This window comes from Photobacterium phosphoreum (assembly GCF_002954725.1).
Lineage (GTDB): Bacteria > Pseudomonadota > Gammaproteobacteria > Enterobacterales > Vibrionaceae > Photobacterium > Photobacterium phosphoreum.
Genome location: NZ_MSCQ01000002.1, coordinates 926,536 through 945,780 on the forward strand (window position 1 = coordinate 926,536; position 19,245 = coordinate 945,780).

Annotated in this window: 20 protein-coding genes; 3 read left to right on the top strand and 17 right to left on the bottom strand. The window is 39.8% G+C overall.

Going from position 1 to position 19,245, the window contains the following annotated elements; all coding sequences use genetic code 11:
• Nucleotides 1-405 precede the first annotated feature (405 nt).
• The gene (locus tag BTO21_RS16060; RefSeq protein WP_045028277.1) at nt 406-942 is read right to left on the bottom strand and encodes a Dps family protein; all 537 of its coding nucleotides are present in this window, start codon (nt 940-942) and stop codon (nt 406-408) included.
• 253 nt (nt 943-1,195) lie between these two features.
• Here BTO21_RS16060 and BTO21_RS16065 point away from each other — a divergent pair, with 253 nt between their 5' ends.
• Together BTO21_RS16065 and BTO21_RS16070 are read left to right on the top strand one after the other, a co-directional pair.
• A complete protein-coding gene (locus tag BTO21_RS16065; protein WP_045028276.1) occupies nt 1,196-2,119 on the top strand; it encodes a M14 family metallopeptidase in 924 nt (307 codons plus the stop codon).
• A gap of 64 nt (nt 2,120-2,183) precedes the next feature.
• Nucleotides 2,184-2,660, top strand: a complete 477-nt coding sequence (locus tag BTO21_RS16070) for a methylated-DNA--[protein]-cysteine S-methyltransferase (protein ID WP_045028274.1) — start codon at nt 2,184-2,186, stop codon at nt 2,658-2,660.
• Here the strand turns inward: BTO21_RS16070 and BTO21_RS16075 are convergent.
• The 8 genes from BTO21_RS16075 to BTO21_RS16110 form a co-directional block, all read right to left on the bottom strand.
• On the bottom strand, nt 2,657-2,875 hold the full coding sequence (locus BTO21_RS16075; protein WP_045028272.1) for a TIGR02450 family Trp-rich protein: 219 nt from the start codon (nt 2,873-2,875) through the stop codon (nt 2,657-2,659). The genes BTO21_RS16070 and BTO21_RS16075 overlap by 4 nt on opposite strands.
• Nucleotides 2,876-2,877: 2 nt before the next feature.
• Entirely contained in the window at nt 2,878-3,537 is a 660-nt protein-coding gene (locus BTO21_RS16080) for an HAD family hydrolase (RefSeq protein ID WP_045028271.1), read from the bottom strand.
• 158 nt (nt 3,538-3,695) lie between these two features.
• Nucleotides 3,696-4,853, bottom strand: coding sequence for an N-acetylneuraminate epimerase (locus BTO21_RS16085; RefSeq protein ID WP_045028269.1), 1,158 nt, complete (start codon nt 4,851-4,853; stop codon nt 3,696-3,698).
• A 54-nt stretch (nt 4,854-4,907) separates the two neighbouring features.
• The gene (gene nanQ, locus BTO21_RS16090) at nt 4,908-5,369 is read right to left on the bottom strand and encodes an N-acetylneuraminate anomerase (protein ID WP_045028268.1); all 462 of its coding nucleotides are present in this window, start codon (nt 5,367-5,369) and stop codon (nt 4,908-4,910) included.
• A 77-nt stretch (nt 5,370-5,446) separates the two neighbouring features.
• Nucleotides 5,447-6,925, bottom strand: a complete 1,479-nt coding sequence (locus tag BTO21_RS16095; RefSeq protein ID WP_065194431.1) for a sodium:solute symporter family protein — start codon at nt 6,923-6,925, stop codon at nt 5,447-5,449.
• A gap of 50 nt (nt 6,926-6,975) precedes the next feature.
• Nucleotides 6,976-7,869, bottom strand: coding sequence for an N-acetylmannosamine kinase (locus BTO21_RS16100; protein ID WP_045028266.1), 894 nt, complete (start codon nt 7,867-7,869; stop codon nt 6,976-6,978).
• Entirely contained in the window at nt 7,866-8,582 is a 717-nt protein-coding gene (locus tag BTO21_RS16105) for an N-acetylmannosamine-6-phosphate 2-epimerase (protein WP_045028265.1), read from the bottom strand. Before BTO21_RS16105 ends, BTO21_RS16100 begins: the two co-directional genes overlap by 4 nt.
• Nucleotides 8,583-8,846: 264 nt before the next feature.
• A complete protein-coding gene (locus BTO21_RS16110) occupies nt 8,847-9,716 on the bottom strand; it encodes a MurR/RpiR family transcriptional regulator (protein WP_045028263.1) in 870 nt (289 codons plus the stop codon).
• A gap of 284 nt (nt 9,717-10,000) precedes the next feature.
• Here BTO21_RS16110 and BTO21_RS16115 point away from each other — a divergent pair, with 284 nt between their 5' ends.
• Nucleotides 10,001-10,894, top strand: a complete 894-nt coding sequence (locus BTO21_RS16115; protein WP_045028262.1) for a dihydrodipicolinate synthase family protein — start codon at nt 10,001-10,003, stop codon at nt 10,892-10,894.
• Between the two features lie 78 nt (nt 10,895-10,972).
• On the opposite strand, the gene BTO21_RS16120 is transcribed toward BTO21_RS16115, so the two are convergent.
• The 8 genes from BTO21_RS16120 to agaF all read right to left on the bottom strand — a co-directional run bounded on the left by BTO21_RS16120 (nt 10,973) and on the right by agaF (nt 19,234).
• Nucleotides 10,973-11,650: a YoaK family protein gene (locus tag BTO21_RS16120; RefSeq protein WP_045028260.1), complete on the bottom strand. Its 678-nt coding sequence runs from the start codon at nt 11,648-11,650 to the stop codon at nt 10,973-10,975.
• A gap of 434 nt (nt 11,651-12,084) precedes the next feature.
• A complete protein-coding gene (locus BTO21_RS16125; protein WP_045028259.1) occupies nt 12,085-13,692 on the bottom strand; it encodes an NAD(P)/FAD-dependent oxidoreductase in 1,608 nt (535 codons plus the stop codon).
• Between the two features lie 261 nt (nt 13,693-13,953).
• Nucleotides 13,954-14,703: a carbohydrate-binding family 9-like protein gene (locus BTO21_RS16130; protein ID WP_045028257.1), complete on the bottom strand. Its 750-nt coding sequence runs from the start codon at nt 14,701-14,703 to the stop codon at nt 13,954-13,956.
• A gap of 122 nt (nt 14,704-14,825) precedes the next feature.
• The gene (locus tag BTO21_RS16135) at nt 14,826-15,878 is read right to left on the bottom strand and encodes a glycoside hydrolase family 88/105 protein (protein WP_045028256.1); all 1,053 of its coding nucleotides are present in this window, start codon (nt 15,876-15,878) and stop codon (nt 14,826-14,828) included.
• A gap of 12 nt (nt 15,879-15,890) precedes the next feature.
• The gene (gene kduD / locus BTO21_RS16140; RefSeq protein WP_045028254.1) at nt 15,891-16,646 is read right to left on the bottom strand and encodes a 2-dehydro-3-deoxy-D-gluconate 5-dehydrogenase KduD; all 756 of its coding nucleotides are present in this window, start codon (nt 16,644-16,646) and stop codon (nt 15,891-15,893) included.
• Nucleotides 16,647-16,731: 85 nt separating this feature from the next.
• The gene (kduI, locus tag BTO21_RS16145) at nt 16,732-17,562 is read right to left on the bottom strand and encodes a 5-dehydro-4-deoxy-D-glucuronate isomerase (RefSeq protein WP_045028253.1); all 831 of its coding nucleotides are present in this window, start codon (nt 17,560-17,562) and stop codon (nt 16,732-16,734) included.
• Nucleotides 17,563-17,624: 62 nt separating this feature from the next.
• Nucleotides 17,625-18,788, bottom strand: coding sequence for an N-acetylglucosamine-6-phosphate deacetylase (gene nagA / locus BTO21_RS16150; RefSeq protein ID WP_045028251.1), 1,164 nt, complete (start codon nt 18,786-18,788; stop codon nt 17,625-17,627).
• A gap of 2 nt (nt 18,789-18,790) precedes the next feature.
• Nucleotides 18,791-19,234, bottom strand: coding sequence for a PTS galactosamine/N-acetylgalactosamine transporter subunit IIA (gene agaF, locus BTO21_RS16155; protein WP_045028249.1), 444 nt, complete (start codon nt 19,232-19,234; stop codon nt 18,791-18,793).
• Between the last annotated feature and the right edge of the window lie 11 nt (nt 19,235-19,245).

The window sequence follows — 19,245 nt, forward strand, 5'->3', positions numbered from 1 at the left end:
AACAGCGACTCACACACAACAAACATGCTTTACATTCGTCATTTTATACCCACGCCAAATATAAACAATAACCTATTAAGAACGCGTCAGAGAATATCTATTCAAATAAAAATAACACCAAAGGAAAAACAGTCAAAAACTAACACAATCAAGACAATGCAATTCATATAAGGTATTTTTTCTTATTATTTTAACCCTGAAATTTTCATATTTACAAATACCATGAGATCTTCCTCACAAAAATAAAATAACCTTTATTAATATTGATTTATAAGTTATCAACTTAATCGATGAGAATGGTTCTTTCAATCACGCTTAAATGATAGATAATAAAAAAGGATAAGTGATTAAACTTATCCTTTTTTATTATTTATAAACGAAACAATGACATTCTATCTCGAGATATCAATGACGGTATGATTCATAAAGGAACCAGACACGGCGTTCGGTTTCATCAATCCAATTATCAATCATACTCACTGAAGAAAAATCATTACGTTCATCACATAAAATGTGTGCAGCACGAAGTTCAGCGGCTAACTGTTTATTATCTTCACACAATTCAGCAAGCATATCAGCAGGTTCAACATAATCGGCATCATTATCTAAAATACGCTGCATCCGTGATATTTCACCAATTGATCGTATTGTTCGACCGCCAATTTTACGTGCACGTTCAGCAATGTCATCAGTCATCGCAAATAATTGTGCACTTTGTTCATCTAACATTAAATGGTAATCGCGGAAATGCGCGCCACTCATATGCCAATGGAAATTCTTGGTCTTCATGTAAATAGCAAACACATCAGCTAAAATTGCGGTCAATGCACCACTGATCTCTTTAGTCGCGTCTACACATAAATCGGTAGGTGTGGCTAGAGGACGAGTAAGGTGCTGTTTTGCATCTTCAATTTGAACGTCATTCAAGATTGTAGTACTCATCGTCTTTTCCTTAGTAATAAATTTGTGAACATCATTACTATAGGCCGTTATATTTGTATGACAATAACCTTTGACAGCAGATTAATGCAACATAAATTTACTATCTTACCGCTTAATCAACCGCCACATCCTTCAGTATAATTGTTAATTTATCTATTTCTGTGACCCAATGATTAGATTATATTTGCTTAAATATAATCATCTGTTTACCCTCTAAAAATAAACAAATCAATAACAATGAATAGGTACAGCAATGGATAATTCAGTTGAATACGTAATTGGTACGCCTGGAATAAAATGGGGCGCAACAGAAAAAGCTGCATGGCTAGCACAGACGACCATTAAACGTAGCTATCTCGAGCAAGTTGTCGCCAAAGTTCACGCGTTAAGTGAAAAATTCGATGTTGAACAATATGGTGCATTATCTTATGCGTCAGAAAAATACCCACTGTTTGCGATTAAAACCCATAATTGGGATAAAACTAAACCCACAGTACTTGTTACTGGTGGTATTCATGGTTATGAAACCAGTGGTGTTCATGGCGCATTAGCTTTTCTAGCACTCAAAGCCGAACAATACAGTGCTGACTTTAATATTCTCGTTGTGCCTTGTGTTAGTCCATGGGGATATGAAACGATTAATCGTTGGAACCCAAATGCAGTCGATCCTAACCGCTCATTTTATGCGAATAGCCCAGCAGAAGAATCGGCAGCATTAATGAAGCTCGTTCAAGCTCAGAATACACATTTCCTGGCTCACCTTGATTTACATGAAACTACAGACAGCGATGAAAGTGAGTTTAGGCCTGCACTTGCAGCTCGTGATGGTCAAGAATATATAGCAGATATCGTACCTGATGGTTTTTATGGCGTTGGCGATACTGAAAACCCTCAAGATGATTTTCAAAAAGCCATTATTGATTCGGTACGTCATGTTACTCATATTGCGCCAGCAGATAGTGACGGTAATATTATTGGTGAGCCGATCACTCAAGAAGGGGTTATTAATTATCCACTAAAAGCATTAGGGCTATGCGCTAGCGTAACGGATGCTGAATACACCTCGACGACCGAAGTCTACCCTGATAGCCCTCGCGTTACCGATAATGAATGTAATTTAGCCCAAGTTGCTGCGATCGTCGGGGCACTTGAGTATTTAAAACTGCACCAGTCGTAAGCTCTTTTTATCCATTTTTAAACGCGCTAGACTGACTATTTAGTGTAGCGCGAAGGTTTTTATTATGTGCATTTACTTCCATACGATGGATTCACCCATTGGATGCTTAACACTGTACGCTACTGACCATGCGTTAACAGCTATCCTCTATCAAGATCAAACACCACAACCTGAAACAGCAACTTACATGCCACAACACCCATTATTAGTTGAATGTAAACAACAATTACAACAATATTTCGCAGGGACTCGCCAACAATTTGATTTACCCTTAGCACCTAAAGGTACTGATTTTCAGCAACGAGTATGGCAATCGTTAGGCACAATCCCATATGGTGTGTGTTGGAGTTATCAGCAACTCGCTATCTCAATTGGTAATATTAAAGCTTGCCAAGCGGTTGGAATGGCAAACAGTAAAAATCCATTATCTATCATTATTCCCTGTCATCGAGTGATTGGGAAAAATGGAAAATTAACTGGTTATGCTGGCGGTTTAGATAAAAAACAAACATTACTAGAACTTGAAAAAAATAATGTTTAATTCCAACCAATCAGCCATGTTTGATCGTCTTTTAAATCTTGCCACTCAATATCATAAAGTCGATTGGTCATTATTGCTTGAATAACACACTTTTCGACTTGTTGATTATCATTAAATAATACCGTGACTATCTCAAAATGCTTTTCTTTATTATCCACAACCACTTTCGTCCATTTGCTATGAAGTAATGCTTTTGGGTTCACTGGATTAGCCATCATTAATTTCCTGACTGGATACAAGACTCTACCCTATCATGCTCTTGCGACAACAGATATGCTTGTTCACGTAAAATCTGTGTCAAGCCACCTAACCGTTGAACCACCATTGAGGCTTGCAGAGTAAATGGTAAATCTTCACCATTGGTCACTAAACACGATGGCATATTAGCGCGAAAAGCCGCATCTAAATCATAAACATAATCACCAACATAGAGTATATTTTGCGGTGCTAATTGCCATTGTTTAGCAATATCGAGGAGTGCATCAGGAGCGGGTTTAGGGGGAAACTCTTCACGTGAAACAATACGTTCAAATTGCAGTTGATGATGATTTATTTTCAACATTGCAGCTTGCGCGCAATTACGTGTTACAACGGCAGTGGGGATTTTTTGTTGGTGCAGATAAGCCAGTAAGCTTTTACATTCAGGCATAATCGTTGATTGACGGGCATCGGCTAATTCATGCTCAATCACTTTATTTTCGAGCTGTGTTCGTAATGAAAGATCAGAGATATCATCAATATACCCTAATAAATCAGTATCAGCTGTACAGCCTAATTGCTGACGTAACCAATCAAAATCTAATGCGGAACTCACCAGAGTATTATCTAAATCAAAAATAACACCATTAATCATATTACAAGGGATAGGCGTGTACATCTCATTCTCCATCATCAACAAAACAACCCTAACCAGTGTAAGAGCATATGCACTTAATGGCAACGTTGAGCAGTGAATTCAGCGAGTACGATCACGTCTTCTGTTATACATCAAGCTACTTTATAAAACAGTAGCTTGACGTTAAAGTTATCACCAGATTAATCGATAATACTCACATCCGATTGCTCATAACGTAACATATACACTTTCGATTGTGGTTTACCCGTGGCATTTTCTCCACCGACCATTAACACCCCAGCAGGAGTAGAGAAAGATGCGCCATATGCTAACCCTTGTGGTAATTTTGTGGACGCTAACGCCCATTTATCACCACGATAAGTATAAATATCTTCACTCCAATGTTTACTTAAACCATCATGTGCAAACCAATCACCTTGCTCGGCTTTTCCTCTGGCACCAATAAAGTTTGCGCCACCTGCGACAATCAATGCGCCTTCATTTTTACCAGCATAAGCACCCGCAACACCTTCTTGTAATTGACCATTAGCCGCATCAGGTAATGATGCTAACTGTTGCCAATCGACTTGTGAGCCTTTAATGGTTACCGCTTTCACCATTGGCGTACGTAAGCCTGGTTTAATTTCACCGCTAATTAAAGTAATGCGCTCCCCTTCCCCAACTAATGCAGCACCACAATTAGCTAAATAAGGGCTATTACCTTTTGTTGACCAATTATTAGTATCGGTATTATAAATCTGAATTGCTTGATTCCATTGATAATCTTCTGGTGCTCGTTGCATAAAATCAGTGACTGTTTGTTGCCATTTCTGTGGTTCAGTGTCTTTATCAATGGTTGAAACAGCATGTAAATATTGATCAAATTGCTGCTTATTATAGCCACCAAAAATTGCAATTTCTGTTTGATTTAAAGGATAAGCTGACGCTCCTAATAACCCAACGGGAGTACGGGTGTTTTGTTTGCTCCACGTATTGTTATTAATATCGTAAACATAGACACTATCAAAAATAACCGGGGCTTTATCTGTTGACTCAACTTTTCCAGATCCAGAAAATACATAAATCTTCCCTGCCACAGCAGCAGCCGTTGCCTGATCAGGAACCGGACCGATAAAATCAGCCAATTTTTTCCATTGCGGTTTACTGCTAGCGGTATCCATCGCATAGAATGACTGACCCGCAGCACCTAAACCGACAAAAACCATATTATCAGTCTGGGCGCTGATACCGTTCTTAATCGGTTGCGGTAAATCAGGCCATAACTGCTCAGCCATAACGCTAGTTGATAAAGATAATAAGGAACACACCATTGCGAATCGAGTACATGACTTTTTCATAACATCTCCAATAAATGCAAATAATCATTACAATCACAGCAACACACGGCTTAACTACAAACAATCTTTATGGATTTTAATGACCACCTTCTTTATCGCCGTCGGGGCTGTAATCACGCAACCAGGTTTATGTGGCTGTTGCGGGAAAATAGCTAAAAACATTCCCGGCTTTAATAACAAAGAACTGGTGTTTGGCATCGTCTCAACTAATGCAAAATCATTATCGATGTCATAATCCGTTGCCGGTACACATCCCACTAAATTTAATGACACATCGATGCGTTCTTCACCACTGATTAAATATTGAAAATCGATATATTGTTGGTGTACTTCGCCTTGTTTATTAGCCGCGGCTTGGGTTTCAAAACTCATCACATTGGCAAACATACGCTCACCATCAATTTCATAACGGCCGTTTGCTAATGCCGCTAGATCATGACTATTAATAAACGCTATCGCTTGCTGAAATGCGCTAGGAAACATGGCTAGCGGTTGTTTAATATCACCAAAAATCATTGTGTTATCCTTTTTGAAAGCGGAAAAGTATCAATCTTCTCCGCTTTGTTTTAAGTTTATTGTTAACCGCTCCAGCATTATTCAGTAACTAATGCTAATTCTTCAGCTGATTTATTTTTAAATAATGGTGCAGTTATAAAGCCCACTACTACCACCATCAGCGTACCAATCACGCCATAGAAGAAGAAGTTCAGGTCAGTAAAGCCACGTACAATCAACACAGCACCCACTGCTGCAATTACACCACATAACGCACTACCTGCATTGGCACGGCGGACAAAAATACCCAGCATAAACAGACCCGTCATTGGACCACCCATTAGACCTAGTAAGCTATTGAATGCATCCCATAATTGGCTTTCATTACTTTTAATTAAGTAAACAGAAGCGGCAACACCTAAGACACCGGCAACAACAGTCACGATACGTGCGGTATTAAAGCTTTGCTGCATATTTTTTTCTTCACCAAAACGGTTATAAATATCCATGGTGAAACAAGCTGAAATACTGTTTAAGCTACTTGAAATACTTGATTGCGAAGCAGCAAAGATAGCCGCAATAATTAACCCTGCAATCCCTGCTGGCATTTGTGAAATAACATAGAAAGGTAAGATACCGCCAGTATTAAAATTCTCAGGAATTAACTGTGGATTTTGGGTATAAAAAGCATATAACGCCGAACCAATAGCAAAGAAGAAGATAGGCACACAAGCGACTAATTTCGCATTAGTGATCAAGGTCTTTTTCGTTTCTTCAATAGAGTCAGTAACGATATAACGCTGTACAACATCTTGGCTGGCAGTGAATTGCTGTAAGTTAGCAAATAAGAAACCAATCATTAATACTGGTAAGGTACTATTCGTCCAGCTCCATTCAAAACTTGAACTTGGAAAATATTTATCTTGTTCAGCACTGAGGCGGAAGACTTCGGTAACACCACCATCAACTTGGAAACAAATAGTGATAAAGATAAGAACCGCAGCAACTGACAACATAATACCTTGAATAACGTCAGTCCAAATAACCCCTTCAATACCGCCAAGGAAAGTATAAACAATACATAAAACACCAATTAAAAATACAATGGTTAATGGATCAATATTGACAAAAGGCATTAATGCTAGAGCGGTTAAATAAGTAATAATCGCAATACGTCCGATATGGAATAACATAAATGACATACTCGCGAACAAGCGCATCTTAATATCAAAACGACGCTCTAAATATTCATATACTGAGGTTAAATTAAGCTTTCTAAAGAATGGGATATAAAAATAAAACACTAATGGCAAAATAAGAATAGCTAAATATTGCCCAACAAGGAAAGTCCAATCCGATGTGTAAGCCTTGGCAGGAATAGACATAAAGGTAATTGAACTTAATGTAGTAGCAAACACACTAATACCCGCCGCCCAACCCGGTATGCGTCCCCCAGCTTTAAAATAATCATCTGCCGATTTCTGACGGCGAGCAAAATAAACACCGACTAGCATGACACCAATTAAATATGCGAACAGAACAATATAATTTATCGTACCAAATGCTTGAATTTCCATATAAGCCTCACCATCTAGGAGTTGGGATAAAAAAGAGTATGTAATAACTATTAATAATTTTCTTGTGATGCAAACCAACTGGCTGCACCTAATAACCCTGCATTTGATCCTGCTTGAGCAGACACAATACAAGGTCGGTAATATTCTGGTTTTTCATTAATATATTGTTGAATGTAATCACAATAATGTGGCGCAAGACCGACACTACCGCCAATAACAACCACATCAAGATCTAAGGTGATCGTCAGGTTGGCAATTAATTCAGCCACCGCAGACGCTGAAGAATGAATAATATTGAGGGCATCACTATCGCCTTCAAGTGATTGTTGATAAACGTCTTGCCCGCTACATACACGGTTAAATAAAGACGTTCCAGCCATACCAATAGCAGTACCCGATGCGACTTTTTCAATACAACCTTGACGACCACAACCACACATTGATCCATTCATATCAACAACAGTGTGTCCAATATGACCACTAATACCACGAGTACCCGTTTGTAATTGTCGGTTAAGTACTAATCCACCACCAATGCCCGTTGATATGGTAATAAACAACATATTGGTGGCACTATTATTAGAATTAAGTGAAATAAATTCATACCATGCCGCAGCTTGAGCATCATTAATGGCATGGGTTGGCAATTGTGTGATGCGTTGAATATCATCAACTAATTCAAATCTATTTAGGCCGCCTAAATTATCAGGATTCAGCGCTGTTAAAATACCGTGATTAATAATGCCCGTAGAGGCAACTGCAACAAAATCTGCTTGCGGTGCTAAAGGCATTAATAATGATGTTAACGCCGTAGAAAAAATCGCCGGCTGTTGAGATTGAGGGGTCGCAATTTGATGACGCTCAATAATATGATTAGTCGTACAATCCACTAATGCCGCCGCTATTTTTGTACCACCAATATCAACCGCTAAACAAATACTCATGCGATATCCTTCGTCGGTAATGCGTGAGCAATTGATGCAGTGGTCACTGCTTCTTTAAACCACTGACAAATATATTCAATACGGGTAATCGCTGAACCAACCGTGACGCAATTAGCACCAGCGGCTATCGCTTGAGCTGCCAATTCCGGTGAGTTATAACGCCCTTCAGCCATCACAAAATAGCCACGTTGATGCAAAGCCATCACTAAGGCTAAATCAGGCTGAATCGGAACCTTCCCTCCGGTGTACCCCGATAATGTTGAACCAATAATATCGGCACCCAGCTGATGACACATATCACCATCCGCTAAACTCGCGCAATCCGCCATCACCAAACAGCCATGCTGATGAATCGCATTAATTAAGTTTGCCACGGTTTCAGGCCGTTGGCGTTGAGTACCATCGATAGCGATAATGTCAGCCCCCGCAGCGGCAAGATCGGCAACATCTTGTAAATATGGGGTAATTCTTACATCTGAATCAGTTAAATCTCGCTTAACAATCCCGATAATAGGCACATCAACATAAGGACGTGTTGCACATAAATTTGCAATCCCCTCTATACGTAGACCGGCAGCCCCACCTAAAACGGATGATTGCGCCATTGCTGATACCATCTCAGGCTGATCCATCGGGCTATCATCAATAGGCTGACAAGAAGAAATAAAACCATTATTGATGCGTGCAAGAAGGACTTGTGAATGCTGAACCATGATTGTTCGCTCCAAAAATATCAACGAGGTGAAGTTTGACTCCATACTGTCGTTATCATCGGAGTGATGCAACAATGAACTTTTTAAATAGCGATATATTGCACATTTTTTGTCTAAAATAGCATCAGAATGGCGATATTAATCACACCAAAAACTAACTTTATTACTCAGCATATAACTCAAAAAACATGAAAATATATCAATAAAAAAAGGCCACATCGAAATGTGGCCTCTTTATTATGGTTATATATAAATATGGTTATATTAATCTAATGCTTGGGTTGTTTTATACTTCTGCTGACGTGTATGCTCAGGATTATCACGTACCAATAAAGTATAAAGCATATCTAATACAAATAGTTGCGTTATTTTCGTGCCAATAGAATCACCTTGTAATTGACCCTGCCTATTACCATTAATTAATACATGATCTGACAATTCGGCTAGCGGTGATAATGGGTTATGCGTCAGGGCAACCGTTATTGCGCCACACGCTTTGGCTAATGCTAACGCTTTAATGGTTTCTTTTGATGTCCCTGAATGACTAATACCAATCGCAATATCTTCACCGCTCAATAGTGACGCTTTCATATACATAAAATGATTATTGGTTAACGCATCAACATCCAAACCAATACGCATTAATTTATTCTTAGCATCTTCTGCTGTAATACCCGATGAACCGACCCCAAAAAAATAAATCCGTTTTTGCTGTTGAAAAGCACGAGCAACCGCTTCTAATTCAGAAAAATCTAATAAATTTAATGTCTCACCTAATACATTATTGATCGTCTGCTGCAGTTTTCGACCTATATGTTCGGCGTTATCATCAGCCGTTAATTCAGTATCAAGCATATGCTTTTCAACATCATTAGGCGTTGCCACTTCAATCGCCAACTTCATTTTAAGATCTTGAAAACCTTTAAAATTAAGCACACGACAAAAGCGAATAATACTGGCTTCACCGACTTTGGCTTGTTGAGATAGTTCGGCAATTGAGAGTTCCGTAACACGCTGAGGTTGCGCTAATACATAATCAGCTATTCGACGCGCTGATGGTGTCAAACTATCGCGCAAACTGCCTAATGTATCTAAAATTTTACCCACTTGAATCGCGTCTATTGCTGTATTCATAGGTTATCCTTGCAATTCTTCAGCTTCGGTGACGATCTTTATCGTATTATCATTATGAAGTTTCACTCCAAAATCCAATCCAATGATCATTTCAACCTAAAATAGCGATAAAAAAATATTTTATAAATTTCAACTATCAATTAATAGCAATAGATCACAGTTTCCATTAAAAGCCCTAAAAGTCATTTGTTTTTTATTGCCAACCTAAATATCACTTCGTATGATACATCAACTCCAAAAATATTTATATTTGGAAGTAAAACTTCACAATAAGGATCTGAGACATGGAAAAGCTAACAGGTTTAATTGCAGCCCCTCATACGCCATTTTTAGCCAATGGTGAAATTGATTACGTCGCTATTGATGCAATTGCTCAGCATTTAATTGCCACCAATATTGTCGGTGCTTACGTCTTAGGAACAACTGGCGAAGGTATTCATTGTTCAGTTGCTGAACGTAAAACGGTTGCAGAACGTTGGGTACAAGCAAGTGCTGGTAAATTAAAGTTAATTATTCATACGGGTGCTTTAAGTATTGCCGATACCCTAGAATTAACCCGCCATGCTGATCAATTAGACATTTATGCGACTTCTGCTATTGGACCTTGTTTCTTTAAACCTAATAATGTTACCGATCTAGTTAACTATTGCAAAGCGGTCGCTGAAGCTGCGCCATCAAAAGGGTTTTATTACTACCATTCAGAAATGAGTGGCGTAACCGTTGATATGGAACAATTCTTAATTGCTGCTGATAAAGTGATTCCTAACTTATACGGGGTGAAATTTAATAGCACGAATTTATATGAATACCAGCGCTGTTTACGTGTTTGTGATAGTAAGTTTGATGTACCGTGGGGCGTTGATGAGCATTTCCCTGGCGCATTAGCGGTTGGCGCAATCAGTGCTGTGGGTAGTACTTATAATTATGCTGCACCACTTTATCACGACATGATTGATGCTTTCGCTAAAGGCGATCACCAAACTGTAATCAATAAAATGGACAATGTGATTGCACTGATTCGTGTATTAGTTGAATACGGCGGTGTTGCGGCAGGTAAAACAGCAATGATGTTACATGATATTGATGCTGGCAATCCTCGTTTACCATTACGCACATTAACAACAGAACAAAAACAAGATGTTATCTGTAAAATGCGGGATGCTATTTTAGCAGCTTAAAAGCTATCGCGAACAAAAAAAGCCAGCAATTGTTTTGCTGGCTTTGTTATTATTTACAGTGTGAATCGATACGCGTGATTACAATTCAGTATCAATCGGCGTTGAGCGGTGACTATGCTCAATATAAAGCAATGTAATTGCAATTAAAGTGGTTAATGCTAATGGTAGTAATAATGAATATTGAGGTATGGTCTGCATAATAATCCCTCCTATTACTGCTCCACTGATTAATGAGCCCCACAAACACAGATATTGCATCAAGCGCTTTGGTTCGCCTTTACCTACAATCGCCAATGCTAATAATCGACCAATATTGACTAAATACCCAGTGGCATAAGTCAATGGTATCGCTTTTTCAATGGTTAAGCGCAAGGCAATATTTTGCATTCCCATGCCATAGCAAATAATAAAATTAACCACCAAAAAAGGCACATAGTATTGCATGATAGTCGCAAATAGCAGCACAATTGATACCGAGACCATAACCACACCACGGTAGAATCGATGACTGGATAATGCAATTAACTCGCCTGACATTGCCCCAATAATAAAGATACCTAATATGGCAATATAAACAGAAGCACGTGGGTAATCATGATAACTGAGCATCATCCCCATGTGGGTCGAGTTACCACTCATAAAAGAAGCAAACACCCCATCTTTAAGGTGTAAAAAACCAACCGAATCAACAACACCTGCTATAAACAATAACAAATATGGCATTAGTGATAAAAAGAACCGCCTTTCATTTAACATTTATTATTTATATCCGACTATATTTCCATATTATTACTATCAGTAACCCCTTAGCACTCTATCTATCGACACAGGCTATTTACTGTTATTACGCGCCATTGTAACCAAATATTTCAGCATGGCTAGCAACTTTAAATGATGAATAAAAATTACATTAAAAATGACAAATAGCGATAATTGATATTCTTATTAGTAATATAAATAATCTATTTTCATTATGTTAATTTTTTTTACCTTATAAACAATAAGTTAAAACAATCACTTTCATAGAGTTAACAAATATTAGATCAAGCTATTATTTTAAAAATAAGAGAATAAATAGAGATAAAATGCAGAACAAAAAGAAGAAAATAACTATTGGGATATATAAACAATAATAAAGGTGGAATAACAAAATGTTAATTCACTGCTATTACACCTTTATATTTAACTAATTACGCATTCAACATATCAAGCGCAATCGCTTCGGCAACTTTAATGCCATCAATACCCGCAGATAAAATACCACCAGCATAACCTGCACCTTCACCACCAGGGTATAAACCTTTGGTGTTAATGCTTTGGTAATCTTTACCACGTTTAATTTGTACCGGTGACGAAGTACGTGTCTCAACACCCGTTAGCATGCTATCGGCGTTTGAGAAACCTTTGATCTTTTTATTAAACGCTGGCAATGCTTCACGGATCGCTTCAATTGCATAAGCAGGCAAACTGGTGCTTAAATCTGTCAGTTTAACATTTGGCTTATAAGACGGCTCAACATCACCCATCTGACTGATCGTTTTACCCGCTAAGAAATCACCAACACATTGTGCAGGTGCATCATAGCTGCTACCACCAAGAACATAAGCATTACGCTCTAACTGACGTTGCAGAGCAATACCTTGCATTGGATCGTTTGCAAAGTCTTCAGGTGAAATACCCACCACAATCGCGCTGTTAGCATTACGCTCACTACGTGAATACTGACTCATACCGTTGGTTACCACAGACTCAAGCTCTGATGTTGCGGCAACAACTACCCCACCAGGACACATACAGAAGCTATACACTGAACGACCATTTTTACAATGGTGAACCAGTTTATAATCCGCGGCACCAAGTAATGGATGACCTGCATTTTTACCAAAACGGGCTGCATCGATCATTGCTTGCTTATGTTCAATACGGAAACCAACCGAGAACGATTGAGCTTCTAAATGAACACCTTTATCGTGTAGCATCTTGAAAGTGTCACGCGCACTGTGACCAATGGCTAATGCCACATGCTTTGATGGAATCACTTCACCGGTTGATAATGTTACGCCAGTGACTTGATTATCATCAATATTAATTTCTTCAACGCGAGTTTCGAAACGAATTTCTCCGCCAAGTTCGATGATTTTACTGCGCATTTTTTCAACCATCGTCACCAGTTTATAGGTACCGATATGAGGCTTGCTAACATAAATAATTTCAGCTGGTGCGCCTGCTGCAACAAATTCTTGTTTAACTTTAAGGCCTAAGAAATGTGGATCTTTTACTTGGCTGTATAATTTACCGTCAGAGAACGTACCTGCGCCACCTTCACCAAATTGTACATTTGATTCTGTGTTTAGCTCACGTGTACGCCAAAAACGGAAAGTATCTTTGGCGCGCTCATGCACTGATTTTCCGCGCTCTAAGATAATAGGGTTAAAACCCATCTGCGCCAGAATAAGTCCAGTAAACAAACCACACGGGCCCATACCAATCACGATTGGACGTTCAGTTAAATCTTTAGGTGCTTGAGCAACATATTTATAGCTAGTATCTGGTGATGCTTTCACCTGATGATCGTTAGCAAATGTCGTTAATAATTGCTCTTCATCAACATCTTTCAAGGTGATGTCTAAAGTATAAATCAGATAGATATCATTCTTTTTACGGGCATCATAACCGCGTTTAAAAACGTGAATATCAACCAATTGATCTTTATTGATCGATAACTTGTTGATGACAAAATCATGTAAAGCGACTTCACTATGATCTAACGGTAATTTAACTTCATTAATACGTATCATTAAGTCCACTAACTCGATTGGGAATACAATAAAAAATATCTCGGAGAGAATAAATCCAGTCCTAATATGACTGATTTATACCTTAACTAAGTATTATCTCACAGACTTTAATGATTATCCCAATATTTGCAGTCATTCACGCTTAAAAGCTATCAATTAACAATAAAAACTATGTGTTTAAAATAAAAAAAGGCCTATACCGTATTGGCTAAATACGAGCATAAACCTTCTTTTATCCCTTAGGATTTTCTTTACTGACGGTTATTTAACTAAACGACACGTACCAAAGGTTTGTGGATTATGAAAGTTTGGCGTAGGTGTTTTTGGATCTACCCAAGTCATCCAGCCCATATCCAACTTACCGTCAGCTTGTTGAGTAAACTCAGCCCGCATTAATGCACATAGCAATTGTGTTTGTTGTTTATTTTGCCATAGCGATAAATCGGTCAATGTCTGCAGTGGCAGTTTACCTTCAACAACATAGCCGTTATCGGTTAAACTTGCTTTAGTTTCTAAGCCTTTCCAAGTCCAATTACTGTCTAATGATGCCCGTTTTTTATTGACCATGTCGTAACTGGCTTCTGCACTAAATACGCGCGCTTTAGGATCAATTTCCATGGTGTAATAACGGGATAAATTAGCATCTTTTGCGAGAAATATTTCAACCCGATCTGAATCTAAAATAGCACGCTCAGGATCAGTGCCAATCGCGACATTCGCATCCGTCACTGCGTATTGAAAATAGAGTGCATCTGCATTCCACACTGCTTTAAATGTTGTTGCTGGCGCAGGTGTATCACGCCAAGGAAAGGTAAAATCGGTTAACGCTTGGGCTGATGTCCACTCACCTTTATTAGCAACACCATCAATAACAGGAGCAACCTTGGCATGATTGATGTTATATACTGCAGCAACGGGTGTACCTACAACCGATACTGCTGTTTCAGCAACCACATGGTAGCTTGTCATACTTGCAGTCACAGCAGCAGCTATGATGACTAACTTATTCATTATAATATCCTTATTTATCGTTTTTAGTTAATCCACAATGAATCAAAAAAAAGCCGACCTGACGAGCAAATCGGCTTGAAGTTACCTAGCTTTCACCAACTTACATTGACGTTATTTTTTATTTATGACACTAAATCAGCAACAGCGGTGGCAGCTAATAAAAACGCCCCTGCACCGTAGTCAATATTATGTTCAAAGGCGACATCACGTGGGTTAAACGCAGGTAATTGTACCCAACCCATCATGCCGTTATCGTGAATACAGGTTTGTAATGCCGTCCATGAAGTCTCAACCACTGGCATGTAGATATCAGCGTCAAGGTGACCTTGCTTAATACCCCATGCTAAGCCGTAACAGAACAATGCCGTGGCACTGCTTTCTGGTGCAGGGAAATTTTCAGGGTCGAGTAAACTTGTACGCCAAAAACCATCCGCTTGTTGATATTTAATCACTTCAGCAGCCAGTGAGGTAAATAGCGCCAAATACTTTTCACGGTGTGGATAATCGGCAGGCATACGCGCTAATAAGCGTGGTATAGCGGCTAATACCCAGCCAATGCCACGGCTCCAAAAGACTTTATTGCCATTAGCTTCACGTAACTCGCCACCATTACCATCAGGAATATAGCGGTAATCACGGTAGAACAGACCCGTATCAGGGTCGAGTAGATGCTCAACAGAATCCCAAAATGCGGTGTTCATGTAATCAAGGTATTTAGCATCACCTGTGCGTTGGGTTAATGCCGCAAATGCTGGCGGTGCCATAAATAATGAGTCACACCACCACCAATCTTTACGACCCGCTTGTGGGCTCTCAACCATAAGATCTAACGCTTTAATGGTTGGCTCTAACGCTTCAATTTGATCAATTAATGGATAAACATCAAGGTAGGCTTGGCAGCAAATATGATCATCAGCAAAACGATCATTAGGCCCAGGGCGAAAACCAGTATGGAGGGTATAATTCATTACCCCATCAAGATATTCATTATCATCCGTTGCTAACCATGCCGCTGAAACACAAGACCAAAATACACCACGTTCCCAGTCAGTATCCTTAATAAAACGGGTTTTACCACTACGACGTACCACACTACGGGTTTGGTTTTGGGCTTGGTAACGATAAACACGTTTCATTGCCGTTAAAATCGTTTCTTTTGAACCTAATGCTGCCATGATCTGCTCTCCTTAGCGTGCTAACCAACCACCATCAACGGCGATGGTGTAACCATTAATGTAATCACTTGCACTTGATGCTAAAAAGACCGCAGGCCCTTCAAGATCAGACGGTAATCCCCAACGATTAGCAGGGATACGCTCTAAAATTGCCGCGTTACGATCAGCATCGGCACGCAACGCTTCAGTATTGTCAGTCGCCATATAACCAGGGGCAATCGCATTGACATTAATCTTATGCTCAGCTAATTCAGTCGCTAATGCGCGGGTTAGACCCATAACTGCTGATTTACTTGCGGTGTATGACGGTACGCGAATACCCCCTTGGAAAGATAACATTGAAGCAATATTGATGATCTTGCCGCCATTGCCTTGCTCAACAAAACGTTTAGCAACCGCTTGGGATAAGAAGAACAGTGTCTTTTGGTTAATGTTGATCACATCATCCCAATCACTTTCAGAGAATTTCAGCAGATCTTGACGACGAATAATGCCAGCATTGTTAATTAAAATATCAACATGCCCCATCACTTCTACCGCTTCTGCAACAATACTTTCAAGCTTATCTTGTTCCATTAAGTTAGCCGTAATGTAATGGAACTTACGTCCTAATGCTTCTACTTGTGCTTGGGTTTCAGGCGCTTCTTGATGACCAATACCCACGATATCAGCACCTGCTTTTGCAAGTCCTAGTGCCATGCCTTGGCCTAAACCTGTATTACAACCCGTCACAATCGCAACTTTACCGCTTAAATCAAACATATTCATTGAGTTCTATCCTTGTAAAGTAGCGCCAATGCTAGCGAGCACTACTTGCTAAATAAATTAACGCTTAACTGTCAAAAAGTAAGGCTTATTTAAGATCGCTCATCGCGACATGATCCATATCGTGGAAGGTTTGGTTTTCACCCACCATGCCCCAAATAAAGGTATAAGACGCTGTACCAACACCAGAGTGGATTGACCAACTTGGGCTGATCACCGCTTGTTCATTACGCACTACAATATGGCGCGTTTCTTGTGGCTCGCCCATGTAATGGAACACGATGTTGTCTTGGCTCATGTCAAAGTACAAATACACTTCCATACGACGTTCATGGGTATGACATGGCATGGTGTTCCACAAGCTACCCGCTGCCAGTTCCGTCATGCCCATTAATAGTTGGCAGGTTGGTAACACAGAAGGATGTAAGTATTTATAAATAGTGCGAACGTTACAGTTTTCTTGACTACCAATTTGCTCTGGAGAGGCTTCTTCACGGGTAATTTTACGGGTTGGGTAACTGTGATGAGCAGGGGCACAATTTAAGTAAAAACGTGCAGGTTGATCCGCAACCACACTTTCAAAACGAATATCTTGCGCGCCCATACCGACATAAATCGCTTCACGTGAACCAATTTCAAAGGTTTCACCATCAACAATCACTAAACCCGGTGCACCAATATTAATCACACCTAATTCACGACGTTGTAAGAAGTAATCAACCCCGATTTCTTTACCGCCTTCAAACACAATAGCCGCAGTAGTTGGTACGGCCGCACCAACAATAATCCGGTCGATATGACTGTAAGTAAGGTTGATTTGACCTGCTTGAAACATATTTTCAATTAAGAACTGCTCACGAAGACCCGCGGTATCTAATTGCTTGGCATGCTGACTATGAATTGGTTGACGAATTTCCATGAAAAACCTCTTAAATCATTACATTATTCACCACGCTTATATAAGGCGTGAATGATGACGAATTATTGTTGTTGATTCGATGATGGGTAATACCATTCACCGTCGATCACAGTTGCTTGAATTTCAAATTGACTATTAAGTACGGCAAAACTGGCGTTATACCCAGTTGCTATCGAACCTAATTGATGATCAATACCTAAATATTTTGCAGGCACCGCCGTTGCCATCTGAATAGCTTCCCATTCAGGAACATTGGCTAACAAAATCATATTGCGGATAGCTTGATCTAAACTGCAAGTGCTTCCCGCCAATGAACCATCATCAGTACGTGCTTCACCATTAGTGACGGTAACCATCTGCGCACCAAGTTGGTACTTACCATCATCAAGACCACCAGCACGCATGCAGTCGGTAATTAATGCCATGCCTTGGTAACCTTTGATGCGATAAGCCAATGCCATCATCACTGGGTGAACATGAATACCATCAGCAATCAGTTCAACTAACATATCGTGATAAAGCACTGCTCCTGCACAACCCGGTTCACGGTGATGTAAGCCACTCATACCGTTAAATAAATGCACCCCACAATCAGCACCATGGTGATGAGCTTGGGTCACTTGTTCAAAATTGGCATTAGTATGTGCAATCGAGGTTTTAATACCATTATCGGTTAACCATTGAATCGCTTCATTGGCACCATCATATTCAGGCGCAAGGGCTACACGCAATAATGAATCCGCCGCCACTTCTTTTAGTTCAGTTAAGGCTGCAATGGTTGGCGCGGTTAAATATTGGGTTGGGTGTGAACCACGGTGAGTCGCAGTGAAATAAGGTCCTTCAAGAAAGCTGCCTAATAACGTTGCGCCTTGTTGTTGTGGCTGCTCACAGTAATTACGCACCACCTGTAAAGCTGAAACAATATCCTGCCACGGTGCGGTAACGGTTGTTCCAACCCATGCCACTACGCCTGTAGCAGGCAATGCTTGGGCGATAGTTTGTAAAGCTGCTGGCGTTGCATCCATAACATCAGCGCCTGCACGGCCATGAATATGAATATCAATAAAGCCAGGGACTAATGTTTGACCGTCTAATTCAATCACTTCACAATCAGAAGGTCGGCTATCAATAACGCATTCAACCTTACCGTTATTCACCACCACATAATGGTTATAGCGAATTCCCGTTGGGGTGAATATACGTTGGGGATGAAGAGCAAAGCGCATAATTACAGTCCGTCTTCACATTCAAGTTCAGTCGATTGCGTCATCATGCTATTAAGCTCACGACGCATGTCTTTCATGCATGACATACCAATATCAAGCAGCGTATCAACAAGATCAGTTAAGTCAGCATCATCACGCTCAAAAGCAGCGTTAGCAATCATTGGTAAATTAGCACCACCAATCAATTCAACGTTAGGTGTATCCATCACTATTGCTAAGGCGCGATTAGCAGGAGAACCACCAGGGATATCAGTTAGAAACAACACCCCATCGCCACTATCCACATCTTTCACTGCTTGACGTAAAGCTTGTTCTAGTTCATCGGTAGACATGGTTTCAACAAAATCCACATATGTCATTTGCTCTTGCTCACCAGCAATAGCGCGAACAGCCGATTCCATCCCTGATGCAAAGTTAATATGACCTGAAACAACGATACCAATCATGATTCTTTCCT